The 22,791-nt window shown below is 64.2% G+C and carries 21 protein-coding genes, 1 tRNA gene and 1 pseudogene; 17 read left to right on the top strand and 6 right to left on the bottom strand.

Annotated features, from left to right (window positions below):
- Positions 1–198 precede the first annotated feature (198 nt).
- On the top strand, positions 199–1,005 hold the full coding sequence (locus tag WDM24_RS42200) for an undecaprenyl-diphosphate phosphatase (protein WP_166300165.1): 807 nt from the start codon (positions 199–201) through the stop codon (positions 1,003–1,005).
- A 197-nt stretch (positions 1,006–1,202) separates the two neighbouring features.
- Here WDM24_RS42200 and WDM24_RS42195 read toward each other — a convergent pair whose 3' ends face one another.
- Positions 1,203–2,171 (bottom strand): complex I NDUFA9 subunit family protein, encoded by a 969-nt coding sequence (locus tag WDM24_RS42195; RefSeq protein ID WP_338829895.1) that lies wholly within the window; start codon positions 2,169–2,171, stop codon positions 1,203–1,205.
- A gap of 148 nt (positions 2,172–2,319) precedes the next feature.
- On the opposite strand from WDM24_RS42195, the gene WDM24_RS42190 reads away from it, so the two are divergent.
- Positions 2,320–2,406 (top strand) — tRNA-Leu (locus WDM24_RS42190).
- 144 nt (positions 2,407–2,550) lie between these two features.
- On the opposite strand, the gene WDM24_RS42185 is transcribed toward WDM24_RS42190, so the two are convergent.
- The 3 genes and pseudogenes from WDM24_RS42185 to WDM24_RS44585 form a co-directional block, all read right to left on the bottom strand.
- Positions 2,551–2,766: a hypothetical protein gene (locus WDM24_RS42185; protein ID WP_338694170.1), complete on the bottom strand. Its 216-nt coding sequence runs from the start codon at positions 2,764–2,766 to the stop codon at positions 2,551–2,553.
- Between the two features lie 32 nt (positions 2,767–2,798).
- Positions 2,799–2,954, bottom strand: coding sequence for a hypothetical protein (locus WDM24_RS44590; protein ID WP_371261198.1), 156 nt, complete (start codon positions 2,952–2,954; stop codon positions 2,799–2,801).
- Between the two features lie 64 nt (positions 2,955–3,018).
- Positions 3,019–3,201, bottom strand: a pseudogene (locus WDM24_RS44585) (hypothetical protein); the annotation flags it as partial.
- 299 nt (positions 3,202–3,500) lie between these two features.
- Between WDM24_RS44585 and WDM24_RS42175 the strand changes: the two are divergent.
- A complete protein-coding gene (locus tag WDM24_RS42175) occupies positions 3,501–4,712 on the top strand; it encodes a GNAT family N-acetyltransferase (protein ID WP_338829894.1) in 1,212 nt (403 codons plus the stop codon).
- Between the two features lie 34 nt (positions 4,713–4,746).
- Here WDM24_RS42175 and WDM24_RS42170 read toward each other — a convergent pair whose 3' ends face one another.
- Complete coding sequence (locus WDM24_RS42170; RefSeq protein ID WP_338829893.1) at positions 4,747–6,015, bottom strand: MFS transporter; 1,269 nt, start codon at positions 6,013–6,015, stop codon at positions 4,747–4,749.
- A 438-nt stretch (positions 6,016–6,453) separates the two neighbouring features.
- Between WDM24_RS42170 and WDM24_RS42165 the strand changes: the two genes are divergently transcribed.
- The 9 genes from WDM24_RS42165 to ptsN all read left to right on the top strand — a co-directional run bounded on the left by WDM24_RS42165 (position 6,454) and on the right by ptsN (position 16,947).
- Positions 6,454–9,234 (top strand): autotransporter outer membrane beta-barrel domain-containing protein, encoded by a 2,781-nt coding sequence (locus tag WDM24_RS42165; RefSeq protein WP_338829892.1) that lies wholly within the window; start codon positions 6,454–6,456, stop codon positions 9,232–9,234.
- A gap of 128 nt (positions 9,235–9,362) precedes the next feature.
- Positions 9,363–9,977 carry a ribonuclease D gene (locus tag WDM24_RS42160; protein ID WP_029082513.1) on the top strand — a complete coding sequence of 205 codons (615 nt, stop codon included), beginning with the start codon at positions 9,363–9,365 and terminating at the stop codon, positions 9,975–9,977.
- 155 nt (positions 9,978–10,132) lie between these two features.
- Entirely contained in the window at positions 10,133–10,855 is a 723-nt protein-coding gene (lptC, locus tag WDM24_RS42155) for an LPS export ABC transporter periplasmic protein LptC (protein ID WP_338829891.1), read from the top strand.
- Between the two features lie 5 nt (positions 10,856–10,860).
- Complete coding sequence (locus WDM24_RS42150) at positions 10,861–11,598, top strand: LptA/OstA family protein (protein ID WP_338829890.1); 738 nt, start codon at positions 10,861–10,863, stop codon at positions 11,596–11,598.
- Between the two features lie 23 nt (positions 11,599–11,621).
- Positions 11,622–12,317: an LptA/OstA family protein gene (locus tag WDM24_RS42145; RefSeq protein ID WP_414645658.1), complete on the top strand. Its 696-nt coding sequence runs from the start codon at positions 11,622–11,624 to the stop codon at positions 12,315–12,317.
- A gap of 320 nt (positions 12,318–12,637) precedes the next feature.
- Positions 12,638–13,618: an LPS export ABC transporter ATP-binding protein gene (gene lptB / locus WDM24_RS42140; protein WP_166300181.1), complete on the top strand. Its 981-nt coding sequence runs from the start codon at positions 12,638–12,640 to the stop codon at positions 13,616–13,618.
- Between the two features lie 204 nt (positions 13,619–13,822).
- Complete coding sequence (rpoN, locus tag WDM24_RS42135; RefSeq protein ID WP_338829889.1) at positions 13,823–15,478, top strand: RNA polymerase factor sigma-54; 1,656 nt, start codon at positions 13,823–13,825, stop codon at positions 15,476–15,478.
- 185 nt (positions 15,479–15,663) lie between these two features.
- Positions 15,664–16,263 carry a ribosome hibernation-promoting factor, HPF/YfiA family gene (hpf, locus tag WDM24_RS42130; RefSeq protein ID WP_166300105.1) on the top strand — a complete coding sequence of 200 codons (600 nt, stop codon included), beginning with the start codon at positions 15,664–15,666 and terminating at the stop codon, positions 16,261–16,263.
- Positions 16,264–16,485: 222 nt separating this feature from the next.
- Positions 16,486–16,947, top strand: a complete 462-nt coding sequence (gene ptsN, locus WDM24_RS42125; protein WP_029082506.1) for a PTS IIA-like nitrogen regulatory protein PtsN — start codon at positions 16,486–16,488, stop codon at positions 16,945–16,947.
- A gap of 341 nt (positions 16,948–17,288) precedes the next feature.
- On the opposite strand, the gene WDM24_RS42120 is transcribed toward ptsN, so the two are convergent.
- A complete protein-coding gene (locus WDM24_RS42120) occupies positions 17,289–17,927 on the bottom strand; it encodes a TetR/AcrR family transcriptional regulator (RefSeq protein ID WP_166300103.1) in 639 nt (212 codons plus the stop codon).
- Positions 17,928–18,255: 328 nt separating this feature from the next.
- Between WDM24_RS42120 and WDM24_RS42115 the strand changes: the two genes are divergently transcribed.
- The 5 genes from WDM24_RS42115 to WDM24_RS42095 all read left to right on the top strand — a co-directional run bounded on the left by WDM24_RS42115 (position 18,256) and on the right by WDM24_RS42095 (position 22,673).
- On the top strand, positions 18,256–19,059 hold the full coding sequence (locus WDM24_RS42115) for an SDR family NAD(P)-dependent oxidoreductase (protein ID WP_338829888.1): 804 nt from the start codon (positions 18,256–18,258) through the stop codon (positions 19,057–19,059).
- A gap of 36 nt (positions 19,060–19,095) precedes the next feature.
- Positions 19,096–20,226, top strand: coding sequence for a DUF5938 domain-containing protein (locus WDM24_RS42110; protein ID WP_338829887.1), 1,131 nt, complete (start codon positions 19,096–19,098; stop codon positions 20,224–20,226).
- A 56-nt stretch (positions 20,227–20,282) separates the two neighbouring features.
- Positions 20,283–21,821 (top strand): AMP-binding protein, encoded by a 1,539-nt coding sequence (locus WDM24_RS42105; RefSeq protein WP_338829886.1) that lies wholly within the window; start codon positions 20,283–20,285, stop codon positions 21,819–21,821.
- Positions 21,822–22,084: 263 nt separating this feature from the next.
- Positions 22,085–22,282 carry a hypothetical protein gene (locus WDM24_RS42100; protein WP_166212812.1) on the top strand — a complete coding sequence of 66 codons (198 nt, stop codon included), beginning with the start codon at positions 22,085–22,087 and terminating at the stop codon, positions 22,280–22,282.
- Entirely contained in the window at positions 22,257–22,673 is a 417-nt protein-coding gene (locus WDM24_RS42095) for a hypothetical protein (RefSeq protein ID WP_338829885.1), read from the top strand. The genes WDM24_RS42100 and WDM24_RS42095 overlap by 26 nt, the downstream gene beginning before the upstream one ends.
- Positions 22,674–22,791: the final 118 nt, after the last annotated feature.

Genomic DNA, 22,791 nt, shown 5'->3' with positions numbered 1-22,791 from the left:
GGCCAGACCTGCTCCGGTCGTCTCTATGTCGCGTCAGCACGCAAACCGGTAGCCACCCCCGCAGATGGTGCGGGTCACAAAAACGCTATAGCCCAGCAAATCGGTCAGGTAACCCATTGTTTGACGATTTTTTGCGATTGCGGCCAATGTGCGAATAAGCGAGAAGAATCCCGTTTTCCACACAGGGCAGGCCACATCATGATGACGGATATGCTGCGAGCGGTGATTCTCGGCATCGTCGAGGGCGTCACAGAGTTCCTGCCGGTCTCCTCGACAGGCCACCTGCTGCTCGCGGAACGCTTCTTCAATCTCGGCGAAGGAAATTTCTGGAAGAGCTTTGCGATCCTGATTCAGCTCGGTGCGATCCTCGCGATCCTCGCGCTCTACTTCACCAAATTGTGGCGCGTCGCGCTCGGCATGTTCTCCAATCCCGACGACCGCCGCTTCGTGATCGGCGTGCTGGTCGCCTTCCTGCCTGCCGTCGTGATCGGCCTGATCGCCGGCAAATACATCAAGGAATTCCTGTTCAATCCGTGGGTGGTCTGCTTCACGCTGATCGTCGGCGGCGCCGTCCTGCTCTGGGTCGATCAGCTCGATCTCAAGGTGTACGAGGACGATGCGACCCGGTTCCCGCTGTTGATGTATTTCTGGATCGGCGTCGCGCAGTGCCTGGCGATGATCCCCGGCGTGTCGCGCTCCGGCGCCAGCATCGTGGCCGCGATGCTGCTCGGCGCCGACAAGCGCTCGGCGGCGGAGTTCTCGTTCTTCCTCGCGATCCCGACCATGGTCGGCGCGTTCGCCTATGATTTCTACAAGAACCGCGCCGACTTCACGTCGGACAATCTCAGCGTCATCGCGGTCGGCTTCGTGGTGTCGTTCATCACGGCGATGATCGTGGTGCGGGCGTTCCTCAACTTCGTCACCCGCCGCGGCTTCACGTTCTTTGCCTGGTGGCGCGTGATCGTCGGCACCCTCGGCCTGATCGCGCTGGCGATGGGGCGGTAACGCGTTGTCTTACCTCGCCCCGCTTGCGGGGAGAGGCTTGCAGCTCAGGCACAGCGTGAATTTCCATCCATCACCGTCATCCTGAGGAGCCGCGGAGCGGCGTCTCGAAGGATGCACGGCCCAGCTCTCGGCCGTTCATCCTTCGAGGCTCGCTGCGCTCGCACCTCAGGATGACGGGGAGAATTGGGGAGCGCAGGCTAAGCGCTCTTCTTCTGGAACTGCCCGGTCGCGCGGAAGCGCCAGAGATATTGCGGGGCGATCGCTTCCATCGAGTCGGGCGTGATGCCGAGGCCGGCGAAAGTGAGCCCGGCGGCCTTGGCGGCATCCGACACCACATTGTCCGAACGCAGCATCGCGACCTGGTCGGGCGTCAGCGTGAAGGGGTCGGGCGCAAACTGCAGGACATACGATTGCAGCTTGGCGAGGCCGAACGGCAGCGGCGCCAGCATGCGATCGCGCTGGGTGATCTGGAGGATGATCTCCATCACCTCGCGCATGGTCAGCACCTCAGGACCGCCGAGCTCGTAGGTCGCGCCCGGCTTGGCCTTGCCGTCGACGGCATCGGCCACCGCGTCGGCGACGTCGGCGACATAGGCCGGCTGCAGCTTGTTGGTGCCGCCGCCGACCAGCGGCAGCACCGGCGACATCCGCGCCAGCGCCGCAAAGCGGTTGGTGAACTGATCCTCCGGCCCGAACAGCAGCGATGGCCGCATGATGGTGGCCTGTGGCAAGGCCGCCTGCACCGCCGCCTCGCCGGCCGCCTTGGCGCGGTAGTAACCCGACAGCGAATTCTCGTCGGCGCCGATCGCCGAGACATGGACCATCCGGGCGCCGGCCGTGGCCGCTGCCTTGGCGATGGTCTCGGCGCCCTTCACCTGCACGGCGTCAAAGCTCTGTCCGCCGCCCTCGGCCAGGATGCCGACCAGATTGATCGCGATATGCGAATCGCGCATCGCCGCCTCGACCGAGGCCGGATAGCGCACATTGGCCTGAACCGCATGAATCTGCCCGACGCGGCCGAGCGGCTGCAGATGGAAGGCCAGTTCGGGCCGCCGCACCGCGACTCGCACGCGATAATCGCGCTTGCAGAGCGCCCGGACCACGTTCCGTCCCAGAAAACCCGATCCGCCGAAGACCGTGACGAGCGTTTCCAGGTTCGATGCCATGAGGTAAATTCCTGCCGGATTCGAGAGCGATTGAGCGTATTTAGCGCCTCTCGCGATACGCCATCAGCCCAATCCTGTACAGGCTATTTGAATTTCCAATCCCGAATTTGACAAGCGCGTAACCGATCCTTACTAAGCCGCTCCACATGCCCAGGTGGCGGAATTGGTAGACGCGCTGGCTTCAGGTGCCAGTGGCTTAACGGCCGTGAAGGTTCGAGTCCTTTCCTGGGCACCACCCCCTTTTTAAGCGATTGAAATCGCTCAACATCCCTAAGGGTGGGTGCGGCGAGGCCGTAACCCGCCGAGGGTGGGGCGAGACGGCGATTATACCGTTGGCCCTCCGCGCTATACCTGTCGTCGGTTGCTCATTTCCGAGCCGTTAGACGACGCGGACGCAGTCTCGTTCGATCCAAATGGAGTGCATGTAGCTTGGCTCCTCCAAGACCTCCCCGACTTCGAGTTCGACCAGGTCTCCTTTGAGATCGACGACTGGAAAATGGCGGCCGAGGCACCTCATGAATAGTGCCCGCGTCTCCATGTCTTCCGGCAGCGCCTCCGGAACAGCCACGACTTCAACTCTGTCCCCGATCTTCATTATCAACGCCTCCGGCGGCCACCAAAACGAGTCTAGGCGCGCATTCCAACCGCAGGACCAAACGGCGGGTCATCATCGTTCGGCGGCGCCGGCGCGTAGTGATCGAATTGCATGGTGAAGGTCGCGCGGCCCCGGCCTGCCACGCGCAGGCCATTCGTGTACCCGAACATGTTCATCAGCGGCACCATTGCCGCGATGACGACGTTGTCGCTGTGCGCGCTTTGATTCTGAATCGTGGCACGGCGCAGGGACGCGCTTCAAGAGGTCGATCTTGGTGTCGAGCTGCAGCTCGCTGATGCCCCTCAGGATGATCTGGCCGGACTCGGGATCGGTCGACACGCGGAAGGAGGGATCCTCCGCGGTCAGCTCGGCGAGTGCAGCCTTAAGCCTCTGATGGTCGGCTTGCGACTTAGGCTCGATCGCAATTTCGATAATGCCGGGTTGCACTGAGCGGTCCACCTTCGCTCCATGATATCACGAGATGGACCGTGAGGTGTGTTAACCACGCGGCCGCCGAATACGTCGTTCCGTTGTCAACATGGAGCCTGACGGTCGGTGTAGCCAAAACGGAACCGATAGCCTCATGACCAGCAGGTAAACGATGGAGGTAACCCCCCTTCTCTCGTCCTGCGACACTTTACCATTTTTGTCCCGACATCGAATTACGCTCAGATGGCGCGCCGACCGGACGGCCTCAGCTGCGCTGAGACTATGCACTACGACAGGGCTAGGGGATGATCGCGATCGAAAGCCACGCGGCGCGGGCTCAACCAGCGCGCATCGCCACCGTCGACATCGTCCACGATCTCGACGCCGCCGAGGCGATCTGGCGGAGTCTCGAGAACTCCAACCATTCCATCACGCCCTTTCAGCGCTTCGACTTCCTCGCCCCGTGGCAGCGTGAGGTCGGTGAGCGCGAGGGATTATCGCCTTTCATCGTTGTTATGCGTGACGGCGACGGCCAACCACGGGGCTTGCTGCCGCTTGCCCTGCAAACAGCGCTGGGCGTGCGCCGCGCGAGCTTCATGGGCGGCGAGCACGCAACCTTCAACATAGGCTTGTGGGATCGCGAGTTCGCGGCCGGTGCCACGAAGGCCGATCTCGACGCAGTCATCGCGATGCTCGCCAAGCGCGACGAGGCCGACGTACTGGTGCTGCGCCAACAGCCGGCGCAGTGGCGCGACGTGCAAAATCCGCTGGCGCTGCTGCCTCATGAACCCCCGGTCTTCAACTGCCCGATGCGCACAATCGAGCCGGGCGCAACGGCCGCGAACCTGATCGGCAATCCCTCCCGCCGCATGAAGCTCAAGCAGCGCAAACTGCTGGAGCTGACCGGCTACCGCTATCACGTCGCCTCTGCCGACGCCGACATCGCCCGTCTGCTCGACTGGTTCTTTCGTGTGAAGTCGGAGCGGTTGGCCGAGCGGAAGCTGTCCAATGTGTTCGCCGAACGCGCCGTAGAGACATTCATCCGCACAGCCTGCATGACAAAGCTGCCCCACGGCGGCCGTGCCATCGAAATCCACGCGCTCGAAAGCGACGAGGAAGTGATCGCGATCTTCGCCGTGGTTGCCGACGGCCACCGCTTCTCGACGATGTTCAACACCTACACTTTGTCGGAAAATGCGAAATTCAGCCCCGGCCTGCTCTTGATGCAGGAAATCATCCATCATTTTGCCGGCCGGCAGTATCGCGCCTTCGACTTCGGCCTCGGCTCGCATGAATACAAGCGGCTGTTCTGTAAGGACGACGAACCATTGTTCGACAGTTTCATTCCGCTCACCAGGCTCGGCCGACAAGCCGCCGGAGTGATGTCCGCGGTCGATCGTACCAAGCGGTTGGTGGAGCACCACCCGAAGCTCCGCGGCGTTGCGCAGCACCTTCGCAAGGTCTTGCTTGACAAGGCATTCTGCGCAATTCCTCTCGTTTCCCTGCTTCAAATGTAGCCGTCGAACTTCGTCAACCGCCCGGCACCTCCCGTCAGACGATGCGCCGGCCGGCGCGGCGCGCGATCGGCCGCTGCACGAAATACATCGCAGTCAGCGAGATCAGGGTCGTGGCAACGACGATGTAGCCGAGACGGTCGAAGTGCAGCAGCGAACCGTCCGGGTTCTCGGCGATGATCGCTGCCGCGAACACCGAGCCCAAGCCGCCCGACAGCTGCTGCACGGACGCTGAGACCGCGCTGAACGAGCCGCGCTGGCTGGCATCGGGGATCGCCGACATCAGCGCCTGCGACGGGATCATGCGCGAGAAGATGCCGACGAACATCAGCACATTGACGACGATCGCGGTCAGCAGCGAGACGTGGCCGAGATTGGTGTAGATCAGCACCATGATGACGGACACCACGCAGCCGAACGCGAAGGTCGGATATTTGCCGAATTTGTCGCTGGCGCGGCCGACCAGCGGCCCGATGAGGATGCTGAACAGCCCGGAGACCAGATAGATCGTCGGCAGATGGACAATATCGATGCCGAGATTGTGCACGGTGAAGGCGCTGCCGAACGGTATCAGCATGAAGCCGCCGGTCGCCAGCAGCGTCGTCACCAGGAAGGCCAGCGTGTAGCGCGGCTGCCCGACGGTTGCGACCAGATGGCGGAACGGATTGCTGTCGTGCTGCAGCTTGAGATGCCCGTCGACCGGCTCCATCACCAGCGCGATGACGGCGATTGCCGCGATCGACAGGCCGACGATGGCGACAAAGCAGATGTGCCAGTTCCAGTGATTGGCCAAGAAAAGTCCGGCCGGGACGCCGAGCACCTGGCTCGCGGCGAACGCCGTCTGCAGCACGCCCATCGCGCGGCCGCGCTGTTGCAGCGGAAACAGGTCGGTGACGATCGCAAGCACGACGGACCCGATCACGCCGCCGAACAGGCCGGTGACGATGCGGCCGAGCAGCAGCACTTGGAAATTCTGCGCCACCGCGCAAAGCACGGTGCCGAGCATGAAGCCGACATAGAAGAACAGCAGCAGCCGCTTGCGGTCGAAGCGATCGGCAAAGCCGGCAGCGAGGATGCCGGAAAATCCGGCGGCGAAAGCGTAGGCGGACACCGCGACGCCGAACTGCCCGGCCGTGATGTTGAGCGACGGCATCAGGATGGCGCCGAGCGGCGACATGATGATGAAGTCGAGGATCAGGGTGAATTGCGTGAAGGCAAGCAGCGCGATCAGGAACGATTGATAGCGCGTAAAGCCGCGCTCCTGCTGGTCGTCGTCGATCGGCGCGGCAATGGTCTGTTCCGACATGAGGCTCATTTCACTGCGAGGCTGGGTGGGGCTGGCCACAGATAGGGAGGGCGCGGGAGGATTTCATGGGGCGCGCGGGCAACAGTTCCATCGAAATCGCGAGCTTGAGGAATGGCTTGGCCGTGCGCATCACGTGGAAACTGGCGCGAAAACGCGGACAGCCGGACGTCCGGCCCGCAACGGCAATTGTTTCCGGTTGTGTCGGACGATAACTGCAACGGGTGAGTGGTGGTCTTCACAACCTTGAAAGCGTACGCACGTCAAGGATGTGAATCGGAACGATGCAGCTCATGGTTCCATCTGTGGCGATGGCGCAACAGACCGCTGCAAATTGTCTCAAGCTTGAACGGAGCGATCAGCCGACGCTGAGAGCGGGGCAGGGGGTAGCAGAGGGCGCGAGGCCGGGGGCTCGGGTTCGCGCCGATATTGGAGAAGGGCATGGTTTCATCGCGGCTCGCGGCGATCCTGTCGTGCACTTTGGGTGGCGGCTGTTGTCTGTCCGTGTCGCAGGCGTTCGCCGCCTGCGACAGTCTCGCGCCGGTGAGCGGCCAGACGGTGACCTGCTCGACCGCTGCGCCGAATGCATCAGCCGTCGGCGTGCAGGCCGCAGCCGGCAGCTCGAACGTCACCGTGAACGTGCTGCCAGGCGCCGGCATCACGCCGGGCGCCGGAGCGACCGCGATCGGCCTTGTCGCGGGCAGCGCCGCCACCAACAACGGCACGCTGACCATCAGCGGCGGCGGCACCGGAATCTTCGGCGGCGGCAACGGCAATGTCTTCACCAACGGTGCGTCCGGTGTGATCACGACCACAGGTGCCGGCAGCAACGCGATCGCCGCCAGCAGCAACGGCAACACGCTGATCAACAACGGCACCATCACGACGCAGAACGGCACCTCGCGCGGGCTTGCCATCACCGGTCTGACGCAACACAACAACAATACGCTGATCAATACCGGCACGATCACGACCCAGGGCCCGCAGTCGCACGGCCTCTATGTGCAGACCGGCGACAGCAACAGCTTCACCAACAGCGGCACCATCACCACGGCGGGCGCCGGCGCGCGCGCGATCTTCTCCGCCGGACAGTTCGCAAACATGACCAACACCGGCACGCTGCTGACGACCGGCGGCGATGCCGGCGGCACCGCCAACAACACCGTTTTCATGCAAGGCAATGCCGGCGTGCTGCGCAACAGCGGCACCATCGAGGCGCGCGGCGTCAATGCCGACGGCGTGTTCTCCAACACCGCGGGATCGTCATTCACCGCCCGCATCGAGAATCTCGCCGGCGGCCGGATCATCAGCCAGTCGGGGCCCGCGATCCGCACGCTCAACGGCGCCACCACCATCGTCAATGCCGGCCTGATCGCCGGCAACAGCGGCACGGCGCTCGCGGGCGGCGGCGGTGCGGTGACGATGATCCTGCAAACCGGCTCGCAGATCGTTGGCCTCGCGGATGGCGGCGGCGGCAACAACCAGGTGCGGCTGCAGGGCAGCGGCACGGTGAACAACCCGTTCACGCGATTCCAGACGCTGACGATGGAAGGTGCCGACTGGACCTGGGCCGGCACCGGCACCTTCGCCAACACCTTCATCAACAGCGGCTCGCTGACGCTGCAGACGTCGCTGACCGGCAATGTGACGATTGCATCAGGCACCAGCCTGCTGGCCGGCAACGGCGCCAATCCGTCGATCACGCCGTTTCCGGGCGGACCGCCTGTTACCGTCACCAATGCCGGCGTCATCAACCTGACCAATGGCGGCGCCACCGCTGCGAACAGTCTCACGATCGCGGGCAACTATGTCGGCAATGGCGGCGGGCTCTTTCTGCGCACCGTGCTCGGTGGCGACGGTTCGCCGTCAGATCGTCTCGTCATCTCCGGCGGCAATGCGTCGGGCTCGACTGCCGTCACCGTCAGCAATGCCGGCGGCGCGGGCGCGCTCACCACCGCCGACGGAATCATGGTGGTGCAGGCCGTCAATGGCGGCACCACGGCGGCAGGCGCATTCGGTCTGACCAACGCCGTGGTGGCGGGTGCGCACGAATATCTCCTGTTCCGTGGCGGCGTGTCCGCGGGCAGCGCCGACAATTGGTATCTGCGCTCAACGTTGTTGCCCGGCACGGCTGCGCCTGCGCCGCCGCTTGCGCCTCCGCCGCCGCCGCCGGCATCGCCCGATGTGGTCCCGCCGCCATCGACGCCGCTCGCGCCCGACGTGTCGGCGTTGACGCCGCCGCCGGCGGGTGCCGCGCCGGTCGAGCTCTATCGCGAGGAAGCCTCGGTCTATTCGGCGCTGCCGCAGGTCGCACAGAAGCTCGGGCTTGCGACGCTCGGCACCTTCCATCAGCGCCAGGGCGATCAGGCCCTGCTGACCGGCGGCGGTGAACAGCCGGCGGCGTGGGCGCGCGCCTATGGCTCGCACAGCTCGCAGAGCTGGGCCGGCACGGTCAGCCCCTCGTTCGACGGCACCATGGCCGGCGTGCAGGTCGGCGTCGACATCCTGCGCTTTCAGTCCGCGCCCGATCACCATGATCGCGCGGGCATCTTCTATGCCTATGGCTGGGCCAGCGGCACCGTTAACGGTTTTGCGCTCGGCTTGAATGATGTCCGCACCGGCACGCTCTCGATCGACAGCCAGAATGTCGGCGGCTACTGGACCCATATCGGGCCCTCGGGCTGGTATGTCGACGCCGTTCTGATGGGCAGCTTCTACGGTGCAAGTCCGCAATCGGATCGCCAGGTCGGCGCGCGTGTGTCGGGCACCGGCGTCGCGGCGTCGCTGGAGGCGGGCGTGCCGATCCCACTGAACCGTTTCGTCGCGATCGAGCCGCAGGCGCAGCTGATCTGGCAACGCCAATCGTTCGACAGCTTCAACGACATGTTCTCCAGCGTCGCACTCGGCAGCGCCGATACGCTGACTGGCCGGCTCGGGGTCCGCGTTCCCGCGACCTTCACGGTTGGCACCGCCGAACTGCGTCCCTATCTCGAGGCCAATCTCTGGCACACCGCCGCGAACGACCGCAGCATCGCCTTCGCCACGACAGACCTGATCGGCGTGCAAAGCCGCGGCACCGCGGTCGAGATCGGCGCCGGCGTCTCCGCGCAGCTCAATCGCGCGGTCAGCGCCTATGCGAGGGCGGGCTACACCACCTCGGTGGACTCGACGCATCGCGAGGACATCACCGGCCGGTTCGGGCTGCGCGTCAGCTGGCAGTAGCGGTGCGCCGGCGTCGGACGGTGTGGGGCAGCAAGCCATTGTCTCCGCTGCACAATGGCGCTACACCGTGAACCAACTGTGCCAGCGATAGCCTGTCCCGACAGCGATTCGACGAGGTTTTTGACAGCATGACCATCCGCCTGCATCGCGGCGATCTGCCCGATCTGTCCCGCTACACCGATTCGGTGGCGATCGACACCGAGACCATGGGACTGCATCCGCATCGTGACCGGCTCTGCGTGGTGCAGATGTCGAACGGCGACGGCACCGCCGACGTGATCCAGATTCCGAAGGGACACACCGATTCGCCGAACCTGAAGGCGCTGCTCGCCAATCCGAAAGTCACCAAGATCTTCCATTTCGCGCGGTTCGACGTCGCGGTGCTCTACAACACTTTCGGCGTGATGCCGGCGCCGGTCTATTGCACCAAGATCGCCTCGCGCCTGTCGCGCACCTACACCGACCGCCACGGCCTGAAGGATCTGGTGCGCGAGGTGCTGAACGTCGAATTGTCGAAGCAGCAGCAGTCGAGCGACTGGGGCGCGCAAAGCCTGAGCGAGGCCCAGCTCGCCTACGCCGCCTCCGACGTGCTGCACCTGCACGCGCTACGCGACAGACTCGATGTCATGCTGGCGCGCGAGGGACGGACGGATCTCGCCAGGGCCTGCTTCGAATTCCTGCCGACGCGCGCCAGGCTCGATCTCGACGGCTGGGAGGCCGAGGACATTTTCGCCCATTCATAATGGGCGCCGAATTCGTCGCAGCAGGGGCGATTCCGCCCCGTTTCGGCCAAACTGTTCACGCGTGGTCCCCCAGCGGGGGCGCGACGCCGGGTCCGGGCTGCATATTTGGGCGGCTCCGGCTAGAATAGGGGCGATTTCGCGCCTCTGGAGCTCAGGTGAATTCGGTTCAGAATCCAGCCTATGTCACGGGCCTCGAGGCGCGCTTTGCCGCCGCCGCGCGGCACAGCCGTATGGTGCGGATCCTGCGCATCGCGGTGCCTGCGGTGGTCGGGCTGTCGATGGCCTCGATCATCTCCATCTCGGTGTTCAATCCATTCCACGACGTGATCCCCAAGCTGCCGCTCGAGATGGACAACCTCGTGGTGTCGGGCACCAAGATCACGATGGAATCGCCGCATATCGCCGGCTTCTCGGCCGAAGGGCGGCCCTATGAGATGTGGGCCAAGGCGGCGATCCAGGACGTCACCGATCCCGACCATGTCGAGCTGAAGACCATCCGCGCCAAGGTGGCGCAGCAGGATCAGTCGACGGTCACGATGGATGCGCGCACCGGCTTCTTCGACAACAAGAAGCAATTGCTCGACCTGCGCCAGGATATCTTCCTGCAATCGTCCACCGGCTATGAGGCGAAGCTGACGCAGGCCTTCGTCGACATCAACAAGGGCAATGTGTCGTCGGACGAGCATGTCGACGTCAAGCTGCTCGAGGGCACGCTGACCTCCGACCGCCTGCGGATCTACAACAGCGGCGAGCTCGTGCGGTTCGAAGGCAATGTCGTGATGAATCTGGACAAGCTCGGCGACAACAACCCGCCTGCCGAGCCCGCGCCGCCTCCTCCGCCGCCACCGAAGTCGCGCAAATCTGCCAACACGAAATGATTTTGATGATGAGACGTTTTCCGCACGGCATCGCAATGGCGGCCTTTCTGCTCGCGCTGTTCGCAGCCGGCATTGCTTCCGCGCAGGGCACGATGACCGGCGTTCCCAACGCCATGCAGGGCTTTTCGCAGAACCGCGACCAGCCGATCCAGATCGAGGCGGCCTCGCTCGAAATGCGCGACAAGAAGAAGGAGGCGACCTTCGCCGGCAATGTGAAGGTCGTGCAGGGCGACACCACCATGACCTCGAAGATCCTGGTCGTGTTCTACGAGGATAAGTCGACCCAGGCGCCGGCGCCTGCGCCGGCCGGCACCAAGGCCGCGGCCGCCAAGGGTGCTGCGCCGATGCAGTCGGCAACACCCGGCCCCGGCGGCGCGTCCTCGATCAAGCGGTTGGAGGCGAAGGGCGATGTCGTCGTGACCCAGAAGGATCAGGTCGTCACCGGCGAGACCGCGATCTTCGACACCAAGACCAATTTGATCACCATGCTCGGCGGCGCCGGCGGCCAGGTGGTGCTGACCCAGTGCCAGAACGTGCTGCGCGGTGACCGCCTGCTGGTGGACATGACCACCGGCGTCTCGCGGGTGGAATCCAACAACGGCAAGGTGCAGGGCCTGTTCATCCAGTCCCAGGGCGGACAGAGCGGCAAGGGAGGCTGCCCAGCGCCGGCTGCCCCCGGCGCGGCCCCTGCCGCCCCAGCTGCCCCGTCGCCGCTTCAGCTCATCCCGGGCAAGCCAAAATAGGCGCCGGTGGCGCGAGGGTCGTCATGCCGATGCTGCTTTCGCGCGCCGCAATCGTTGCCGTCCTCGTTCTGATGGCGTCCGACACGGCGCGCGGACAGGGCACTGCGTCGGTGCCCAATGCCATGCAGGGCTTCGCGCAGAACCGCAACCAGCCGGTCAAGATCGAGGCGGCCGTGCTCGAAATGCGTGACAAGAAGAAGGAGGCGACTTTCTCCGGCAATGTGAAGGTCGTGCAGGGCGACACCACCATGACCTCGAAGATCCTGGTCGTGTTCTACGAGGATAAATCGACCCAGCCGCCGGCGACTGCCCCGGGGTCACCCGCGGCCAAGGGGGCGCCCAAGGATCCTGCGGTGCAACCGGCGACGTCCGTCCCCGCCGGCGCGTCCTCGATCAAGCGGCTGGAGGCAAAGGGCGATGTCGTCGTGACCCAGAAGGATCAGGTCGTCACCGGCACCACTGCGATCTTCGACACCAAGACCAATTTGATCACCATGCTCGGCGGCAGCGGCAGCCAGGTGGTGCTGACCCAGTGCCAGAACGTGGTGCGCGGCGATCGCCTGCTGGTGGACATGACGACCGGCGTCTCGCGCGTGGAATCCGACACCGGCAGGGTGCAAGCCATGGTCGCTCAGGGGCAAGACTGCAGCGGCGCGCCGGCGCCGACGGCACCCGTAAGTCCCCCGTCAGCTTCCGCCAAACCACCAAAATCAAGATAAATCAATGCATTAGATAATATTTTGCGGCCGCGAGGTTGAAGCGCGCGGGGTGAGGCTGTATCTACTGCAGCGGTCCGGCCGAACGATGCGCCTTGAGGGGGAGTCATGTTGGCCGGTCAGGGGCATCCATTCATTCAAGGCGCGGGTGATCGCGCTTTGCCGTGTTGTTTGAGCATGATCTCCGCGCAAACGCGTCCGCTGTTGTCGCGAGGGGAGGCCGGAATCCAGATTTCCGGATCATGCTTGCGCCTTCGCGTGCGAATCGATTGGTCCGCAGGCAAAGTCGCGGGATTACCGTGAAAGGCTGAAGCGAAGCGGGGATGGTGGATTTTCTCGGCATGTTCCGGCGGCGCCCTGCGAAACGCAGCACCGGATTTGCGCGCTCGCATGACGACATCACGGCGCTCGGCGATTCCTTCGGCGAGATGCTGACGTCACCGGTGCGCGACGCGCCGCCGATGGCGCGCGCCGCCCCCGTTCCCGACGTCGAGTTGCCGCGATCGCAGCCCGCTGCAGCGCCGGCGCGTGCGCGGCCCGCGAGGAACAGCGCTCCGGCTGCGCCGCAGCTGATCAAGCGGCCGGGCTATCTGGCTGTGCATAGCGTGGAAAAGAGTTTTGGCAGCCGGCAGGTCGTGCGCGGCGTCAGCATCTATGTGCGCCGCGGCGAAGCGGTCGGCCTGCTCGGGCCCAACGGCGCCGGCAAGACCACCGTGTTCTACATGATCACCGGCCTGATCAAGGCCGATCGCGGCGCGATCGAGCTCGATGGCCACGACGTCACCAAGCTGCCGATGTATCAGCGCGCGCGCCTCGGCATCGGCTATCTGCCGCAGGAAGCCTCGATCTTCCGCGGCCTTTCGGTCGAGCAGAACATCCGCGCCGTGCTCGAGGTCGTCGAGCCCTCCAAGAAGAAGCGCGAGCACGAGCTGGATTCGCTGCTCGACGAATTCAACATCACGCGGCTGCGCAAAAGCCCGTCGATCGCGCTGTCCGGCGGCGAGCGCCGCCGCGTCGAGATCGCGCGCGCGCTGGCGACCCGCCCGAACTACATGCTGCTCGACGAGCCGTTCGCCGGCATCGACCCGATCGCGGTCGGCGACATCCAGGATCTCGTCCGCCATCTCACCAACCGCGGCATCGGCGTCCTCATCACCGACCACAATGTCCGCGAGACGCTCGGTCTGACCGACCGCGCCTACATCGTCTATGCCGGTGAGATCTTGACTGAGGGAAGCCCGGAGGAGATCGTTAATGATCCCGATGTACGTCGGCTTTACCTTGGCGAGGAATTCCGCCTCTAGCGCATGATCCGCCAAAGTGTGAAGCGGTTTGGCGACAAGATCATGCGCTAATTAGAGAATCTGACGCGCGATCTGACGCAAAACCGGGCGTTCACTCTTGCTGGTCGCGCTTACTCCAAAAATTGCATCCGTCAAGCCGTATACAAGCTTCGCGGACTAAGATAAGCAAGAATCGAGCCAACTTTTAGGGTCGTTCTTGCCTCCATGGCGCTGACGCAAAGACTAGAGTTCCGCCAGTCGCAGTCGCTGGTGATGACGCCGCAGCTGATGCAGGCGATCAAGCTGCTGCAACTGTCGAACCTCGATCTGTCGGCCTTTGTCGAGGAAGAGCTGGAACGCAACCCGCTGCTCGATCGCGCCGCCGACGGGCCGGAACCGCCGGTGGCGGGCGAGCCGGCCATGGAACGGTCCGACTACGGCGATTCCGAAGGTTCCAGCAGCTACGGGGATGACGGCGACCATTCCGACATGGCGGCAAGCTCGGGCGGCGAGACCGCCTTCGAGCCCGGCCAGGAGGAATGGATGAACCGCGACCTCGGCACCCGCGCCGAGATCGAGCAGACGCTGGATACCGGTCTCGACAACGTGTTCTCCGAGGAGCCGGCGGAGGCGGCGGCGCGCGCCGCGCAGGACGCGCCACCCTCGGTCTATACCGAATGGGGCGGTGGCGCCTCCAGCGACGACGAGTACAATCTCGAAGCCTTCGTGGCCGCCGAGCTGACGCTCGCCGACCATCTCGCCGAACAGCTTGCGGTGGCGTTCTCGGCGCCGGCGCAGCGCATGATCGGGCAGTATCTGATCGACCTGGTCGACGACGCCGGCTATTTGCCCGCCGATCTCGGCCAGGCCGCCGAGCGGCTCGGTGCGTCGCAGCAGGCGGTCGACGAGGTCGTCGCGGTGCTGCAGAAATTCGATCCGCCGGGGGTGTGTGCGCGAAACCTGAGTGAGTGCCTGGCGATCCAGCTGCGCGAACTCGATCGCTACGATCCGGCGATGCAGGCGCTGGTCGAGCATCTCGACCTGCTCGCCAAGCGTGACATCGCGGCCTTGCGAAAGCTCTGCGGCGTCGACGACGAAGACATCACAGACATGATCGCGGAGATCCGCCGGCTCGATCCGAAGCCCGGTCTGAAGTTCGGCACCGCGCGGACGCAGACCATGGTGCCCGACGTCTATGTCCGTCCTGGACCCGACGGCGGCTGGCATGTCGAGCTCAATAGCGACACTCTGCCACGCGTGCTGGTCAATCAGACCTATTACGCTGAATTGTCGAAGACGATCCGCAAGGACGGTGACAAGTCGTACTTCACCGACTGCCTGCAGAACGCGACCTGGCTGGTGCGCGCGCTCGATCAGCGCGCCCGCACCATCCTGAAGGTCGCAACCGAAATCGTCCGCCAGCAGGACGGGTTCTTCACCTATGGCGTCGCGCACTTGAGGCCGCTCAATCTGAAGGCGGTGGCGGATGCGATTCAGATGCATGAATCGACGGTGTCGCGTGTCACCGCCAACAAATACATGGCGACCAATCGCGGCAGTTTTGAATTGAAGTATTTTTTCACCGCCTCGATCGCGTCCGCCGACGGCGGCGAGGCGCATTCGGCCGAAGCGGTGCGTCACCACATCAAGCAACTGATCGACGGCGAGGCGCCGTCGGCGATCCTGTCGGACGACACGATCGTGGAACGTTTGCGCGCCTCGGGCATTGATATTGCCCGCCGCACCGTCGCGAAGTACCGCGAAGCGATGCGGATCCCATCTTCGGTGCAGCGCCGCCGTGATAAACAGAGCATGCTTGGCAACGCCCTTTCGGCTCCCGCCTCCTCGTCCGACCGGTCGCGCGATACAGCCCCCGTTTAGGTTACTCTTTGAGCATGACCCCGTCCAAGTACGGACCGGACCATGCGCTCGTTGCGTTCGCGTCAAATCGCGATAGTCTCAACCTTTCCAGGTGAAGCGTCGTCCAGGAAGGAAGGTGACCGGAATCCCAGCAAGCATCATGCTCCTGCAAGAGTGATCGAGGCATCCAGCAATTGAGGCATCAAATGACCCTTCGTATCTCGGGAAAGAGCATCAGCATCGGCGAGGCGCTTCGCGCGCGCGTCAGCGAGCGCACCGACGAGGTCCTGCGAAAGTATTTTGATGGCAACTATTCGGGTCACATCACGCTGAGCAAAGATGGCTTCGGCTTCCGAACCGATTGCTCGCTGCATCTGGATTCCGGCATCACGCTGGAAGCCGAATCCAACGCCGCCGACGCCTATGCCAGCGCGGATGTTGCGCTCCTGATGATCGAGAAGCGCCTGCGCCGCTACAAGAGCCGGCTCAAGGATCGCTCCCACCGCAAGACCTATGCCGCCAACGCGGCGCTTGCCGAATTGAACGGCGTCGGGCTCGACGCGCCGAGCTACGTCATCGAGGCGCCCGAGAACGACGACGAGGTCACCGAATACAGCCCGGTGATCATTGCCGAGGCAACCACCGCGCTGAAGCGGCTGTCGGTCAGCGAAGCGGTGATGGAGCTCGACCTGTCCGGCGCCTCCTGCCTGGTGTTCCAGCATGGCGGCAGCGGCCGGGTGAACATCATTTACCGCCGTACGGACGGCAATGTCGGCTGGGTCGACCCGCCCGCGGTGAGCCCTTGAGGATAGTTGGCAGATGGCATTGACGTCCGAAGCCGGCCCTGCTTATGGTCCGCCGCCTCCAGGAATAAGGGGGGCGGAACAGGGTTCGCAGGTGTTGGCACCGCCGATACGTTGGAGTAGAAGCCCTGCCAGCTGGACCCGGGCTAAGCCCGCATCCCACCTCAACTTCTTGACGCCGCCGCTGTAAAGCCTATTTCGCAACCTGACGGTTCATACGTCCCAATGCCGATTACCGATTTGGTCGCACCCGAGGCGATTCTCCCGGCTTTAAAAGTCATCAGCAAGAAGCAGGCGCTGCAGGAACTTGCCGCGCGCGCGTCGGCTCTGACCGGGCAGAACGAGCGCGCCGTCTTCGAGGTGCTGCTGCAGCGCGAGAAGCTCGGCACCACGGCGGTCGGCTATGGCGTCGCCATTCCGCACGGCAAGCTGCCCAAGCTGGAGAAGCTGTTCGGCTTCTTCGCCCGCCTCGAGCGCCCGATCGATTTCGAGGCGATGGACGGCCAGCCGGTCGATCTGATCTTCCTGTTGCTGGCGCCCGAAGGCGCCGGTGCCGACCACCTCAAGGCGCTGGCGCGGATCGCCCGCCTGCTGCGCGACCAGGACGTCGCCAAGAAGCTGCGTGCCTCGCGCGACGCGCAGGCGATCTACTCGGTGCTCGCACTGCCGCCGGCGAGCGCGGCGTAATCGTTCGCATTCGCGAACCCATTTCGCATTCGGGCGACTGTCGTCACGGCAAACGTGCTTTATTGCGCGTCCGCGCAACAAAGCACTGTCGCATTCAATCCGTAGCACGCATGCAGCGAGGCATCCTCATCTTCTCCTTCCCCCTGAAAGGGGGAAGGTCGGGATGGGGGTCAGTCGCGGACAACGGTGTTTGCGGAGAGAGCAGATCCCCACCCGCTTTGCTCTGACGAGCAAAGCGACCTCCCCTTTTCAACGGGAGGTTGGAGCCATTCTGCGATCTTTGCCGCGTAGCCCCGGATTTCGCTGCGCTTCATCCGGGCTACGAAAGATTCGCAATCGTTTCAGCAGATCGTCGGCAGCAGACGACGGACTTCGTCGAGCAGATCCGGAACGGCCATCTCGTCGTTGGCGAGGTGCCTGAGCAGCGCACTCTGGAACAGGCCGTCGAGCAACGCGTAGAGCGCGGCCGGAGAGGATGCCGGCTGCTTTCCGCCGAGCTCGGCGTAGCGCGTGGCGATGCGCCAGATCATCGCTTCCAGGCTCTTGTCGATCTCGAGCACGTCCTTGCGAAACGCCGGCTCGAACATCGCCTGCGAGCGCATATCGTACCAGAGCCGGTGCATGCGGGCTTCGTCCCGCAACGTTGCCGCGAGCTTGGCGAGAAAACCTTCGGTCAATTCGTCGCGGCTTTGCGCCGACGTCACCACCTCGTCATAGCGCGTCACGCATTTCGCCTTGTAGTGACGGACGCAGCAGCAGATCAGGTCGAGCTTGTCGCTGAAGTAGTAGTGAAACACGCCGTGCGTGAAGGCGGAGTTCTGCGCGATCTCGCGCAGGCTGGTGCGCGCGAAGCCGAGCTCGCCGAGCGTTTCCAGCGCGGCTTCCGCAAGCTCGATGCGCCGCGCATTGAACTTCTCGTCGCGCAGCGCCTCGGCCGCCACCGCCACGCGTTGGGCCGCTCCCGTCGCTTGCCGCGCCATCTCGTGCCTTTCGTCTGACTGTTCCTTGCTGAGACTATACCGCGCGGACCGCGGCACGCTCCATCCCTTCACACCATCCTATTTGACACTTGTCAAATTCAGGCTTGACAAGTGTCAAGTTCCTGGACGAGGGTTGGCGCAATAATTTGGACAACCGTCAAGACGGCTGACCTAACGACAGACAGGAGGAAATGCACCGCCGGGCGCGCCAACGCTGCGCCCGCCGACCGGCCGCGACCACCAGTGCGCAGAGAATGCGCAAGGCCGCAGGCCGTGCCGCCGATCGCCACAGCACCGATCAATCACCAAGCAAAGGGAGGACTACGTCATGAGTGCGAAGAGCCTTGAAGGCAGGAAAGCCCTGGTCACCGGCGGCGCCCGGGGGATTGGCGCGGCGATCGCGCAGGCGCTGGCGCGGTCCGGCGCCGCGGTCATGATCGGCGATATTCTTGAAAGCGTCGGCAAAGACACCGCCGGCGAGATCGCCAAGGCCGGCGTGAAAACCGGCTTCGTCAAGCTCGACGTCACCGACGACGCGCAATGGGAGCGGGCCGCCGCCGCGACGATCGAAACCCTCGGCGGCTACGACATCCTGATCAACAATGCCGGCATCGAGATCACCTCGCTGGTCAGCGAGATCAAGGCCGAGGACGCGCGCCGCATGTGCGACGTCAATATCGTCGGCACCGTGCTCGGCATGAAGCACGCCTTCCGCGCGATGCGGCCGGGCGGCGCCGCCGGCAAGGGCGGCGCGATCGTCAATATCGCTTCCGTTGCGGCGACGATCGCGTTCCCGAGCATCGCCGTCTACTCCGGCACCAAATCCGCGGTCGACCGCATGACGCGGGTCGCGGCGATGGAAGCCGGCAAGCTCGGCTACGGCGTGCGCGTCAACTGCATCTATCCCGGCCTGATCCCGACCGACATGGGCCTGCAGCTCGCCAATGACATCGTGAAGATCGGTCTGGCGCCCGACGTCAACGCCGCCGTCGGCTCGGTGGTGGAGCAGACGCCGCTCGGCAAGCTCGCCGAGGTTTCCGACATCGCAGACGCCGCGGTGTTCCTGTGCTCGAACGACGCCCGCTTCATCACCGGCATCGGCCTGCCGGTCGATGGCGGCATGGGCATGTAGCAACAAAGCCGACAACAAGCATTTCGGAGGATCGCAATGAGCGAGAAGAAGCCCGTCATCGTCTATGGCGCTTCCGGCTACACCGGCCGGCTGGTCTGCGAATATCTGCGCGAGTACAACATCCCCTTCATCGCCGCCGGCCGCAGCGCCGAGAAGCTCAACGCCGCGATGAAGTCGAACGTGGCCGGTATCGAGACCGCCGACTACGAGGTGGTGACGGTGCCGCACACCGCGGCCGCACTGACTGAATTGTTCAAGGGCGCCTCGGTGGTGCTCAACACCGTGGGCCCGTTCGCCAAGTTCGGCGTCGAGGTGGTGCAGGCCTGTCTGGCTGCCAAGTGCCACTACACCGACACGACAGGCGAGCAGGACTGGCTGATCACGCTCGAACACGAGTTTGGCACAAGGTTCGCCAATGCCGGCCTGCTGTTGGCGCCGGGCATCGCGCAGATGTACACCACCGGCGAGATCGCCGCGCAGCTCTGCCTGGAGACGCCCGGCCTCGACACGCTTGATATCGCCGTGTTCTGGGGCGGGAGCCCAACCATCGCCTCGACGCAGACCATCCTGGTCAACGCCGCGATGGCCAAGGCCTACTACCTGGAGCAGAACAAGTATGTCGAGCATCAGCCCGATGCCGGCCTCTACAACCTCGCGATCCCCGGCCAGCACGAGCTGGCGCTGGCGCTGCCCTGGGGCGGCACCTCGCACCCGGTGTGGTTCAAGCACGATCCGCGCGTGGCCAACGTGAAGGTGCTGGGCGGCGTGTTCAACCGCGCGCTGATGCTGGGCGTGCCGCAGATCGTCGCCGCCGCGCTGGAGGCGACCAAGAACATGAACCCCGACGACCGCTACGCAGCCCTGGCGCAGACCGCTGCCGGCGTGATGAACACCATGCCACCGCGCGAGAACCCGCGCGTCAACAAGTCGATGGATTCGGTGTATGCCTCCGGCTCGCTGGGGCGCGCGCACTGCGTCATCTACGGCAACAGCAACTACAAGCAGACCGGCATGCTGCAGGCCTATGCCGCTGCGCACCTGCTGCAGCAGCCGCCCAAGCGTGTCGGCTTCGCCTCCGGCTGCCAGGCGTTCGGCCATCACGAACTGCTCGGGCAATTGCGCAGCTTCGGGCTTGTCGGCAAGCCGGTCCTGACTGTGCACGACTGAGTCAATCGCGGGTGGCGCGGTTGTTCGCGCCACCCGCCTCTCGCGCGAGGCCCGCCATGCGCTTCATCGATTATCTCGACAAGGGCGCCTCGCTCGGCGCCGACGCGCCGTGTCTCACCATGGACGGACGCGACCTCAGCTATGGCGAGGTGCAAAGGCTGAGTTACCGGATAGCGCGCGGGCTCGACCGATCCGGCGTCGCGCCCGGCGACAAGGTCGCGATCCTGTCCGGCAACGATCCGCTCGCGTTCGCCTGCGTGTTCGGCATCTCGCGTGCTGCTGCCGTGTGGTGCCCGATCAATCCGCGCAACGAGGCGGCCGAGAACAAGTTCATCCTCGACCAGTTCGATTGCAGCCTGCTGCTGTTCCATTCGAGCTTTGCACCGATGGTCGAGGCGGTCAGGCAGGACCTGCCCAGGCTGCGCACGCTGGTCTGCCTCGATACCGAGTTGCCGTTCGCGCCGTCGTTCGACCGCTGGCTGAGCGGTCTCGCCGACGATCCCTATGAACGGGACACGATCGACGATCTCGCCATGATCCCGGGCACCGGCGGCACCACCGGCAAGCCGAAGGGCGTGATGCTGTCGGGACGCAACATCGAGGCGATGACGGCGCTGACCTTGATGGGTTATCCGTTCAAGGGCCGTCCGGTCTATCTCGCGCTGGCGCCGCTGACGCATGCCGCGGGCGTGCTTTGTTTTCCGATCATGACGCTCGGCGGCCGCATCGTGATCATGCACCACCCTGACATTGGCGAGTTCCTGGCGCTGATCGCGCGTTACAGCGTCACCCACACCTTCCTGCCGCCGACCGTGATCTACATGCTGCTCGATCATCCCAAGCTCGACGCGGCCGAGCTCGGCTCGCTGCAATGCTTCTGGTATGGCGCGGCGCCGATCTCGGCGGCGCGGCTTGCGGAAGCGTTGCGGCGGATCGGGCCGATGGCGCAGCTGTTCGGCCAGACCGAGGCGCCGATGATGATCTCGATGATGGCGCCGGCCGATCACTACAATCCGGACGGCACGATCGCGATGCAGCGGCTATCGTCCGCCGGTCGGATCAGCCCGTTGGTGCAGGCCGGCATCATGGATGGCGACGGCAAGCTCGTGCCGGCCGGATCGCGCGGCGAAATCGTGGTCCGCGGTTCGCTCGTGATGGAGGGTTACTACAAAAACCCGCAGGCTACGGCGGAGGCCTCGGCGCATGGCTGGCACCATACCGGCGACATCGGCTACATCGACGGCGACGGCTATCTCTACATCGTCGATCGCGCCAAGGACATGATCATCACGGGCGGCTTCAACGTCTACTCGATCGAGGTCGAGAACGCGTTGCGCGCGCATGAAGCTGTGCAGGATTGCGCGGTGATCGGGCTAGCCGATGACAAATGGGGCGAGCGCATCGTCGCGGTGGTGCAGCCGCGCGCCGGCCAAAAGATCGATGCAACAGCGCTGGCCGCCTTCGTCAAGCAGCAGATCGGCAGCATCAAGACGCCGAAGCAGATCGAGGTCTGGGACGATCTCCCGCGTTCCAAGGTCGGCAAGGTGTTGAAGCCGGATATCCGCGCGCGGCTGACGGAGCGTTCAGGCAACTAGGGCGCTTGCGTGGTTCCGGGGCGCCATGGACCTGGCGCTGTTGCCGCACAAGGTTTTAAAAGCTCGCTATTTGCCGGACCTGAGCGTAGAGTCGCGTCATCACCGTCCATCCACGGCATTCACCGGTGACTGAGGGTAACGTAGGGCTCCCGCCAAAAGATGAGGAGCATACGTGTCTCGATTTCGCCTGGCCGATTGGATCGTGCCGCCGGTGATCGTCCCGCTATTTCTTCTGCTCTTGGTGGCTGCTGCGGCCGCCTTGCATGGATAAGACGACGCAGCTCCAATACCTGGTCAGTGGAAATCATCAGTTCGGCCGCGTCAACCTTGGCCGCGCCACGATCGCTGCTGCTTTGTCGAAGGCAAGGGAGCTTCTGCAGGACGGCTATATGGACGTGCGGATATGCACGCCGCGAGGCCAGGTCCTGATGCCTGATGAGTTCGATCAGCTCGAAACGTGAAGAAACGCCGGCAGATTTTCAATGGCTGCGTCGATACCTCGCCGGAGCACGGCTCGGCCGAAGGCGAGCAAGGCACCAATCGGCGGGCAAAAGGAAAGATGATTGGATGTTCAGTTTGAATACTGAACGGAAAGGCACCTGCATGAGGACGCTTATTCTCGCCTTGGCGCTTGGCACATTCGCTCAAGGCGCTCTCGCCGCAGAACTGAACTGCCGCGCGATCGAAAGCACGGGCGCGCGCCTCAGCTGTTACGACGCGGCGTTTCCTCTGAAATCGAAGGAGCCGCGGGCGGTCGATAACAGCGCCCCGCGAGCTGAATACAAGGATCCGTTGATTGCGGAAGACGCCCGAATCGCGGCCAAGCTGAAGAATATCTGTCGCGGCTGCTGAGGTTTGTGACAGCGCCTGCACGGCAACGGGAGACAGCGAGGGCGGCCGAAGAGGGCACAGCCAGTCCAAATGCTGTTCCCGGGCGTCAGAGTGGCCATTGGAACAGATGTCGTGATCG

The sequence above is a fragment of the Bradyrhizobium sp. 27S5 genome (assembly GCF_037217225.1).
GTDB classification, from domain to species: domain Bacteria; phylum Pseudomonadota; class Alphaproteobacteria; order Rhizobiales; family Xanthobacteraceae; genus Bradyrhizobium; species Bradyrhizobium septentrionale.
The sequence above is the reverse complement of the archived record's forward strand: the minus strand, read 5'-3'. Positions and strand labels throughout refer to the sequence as shown.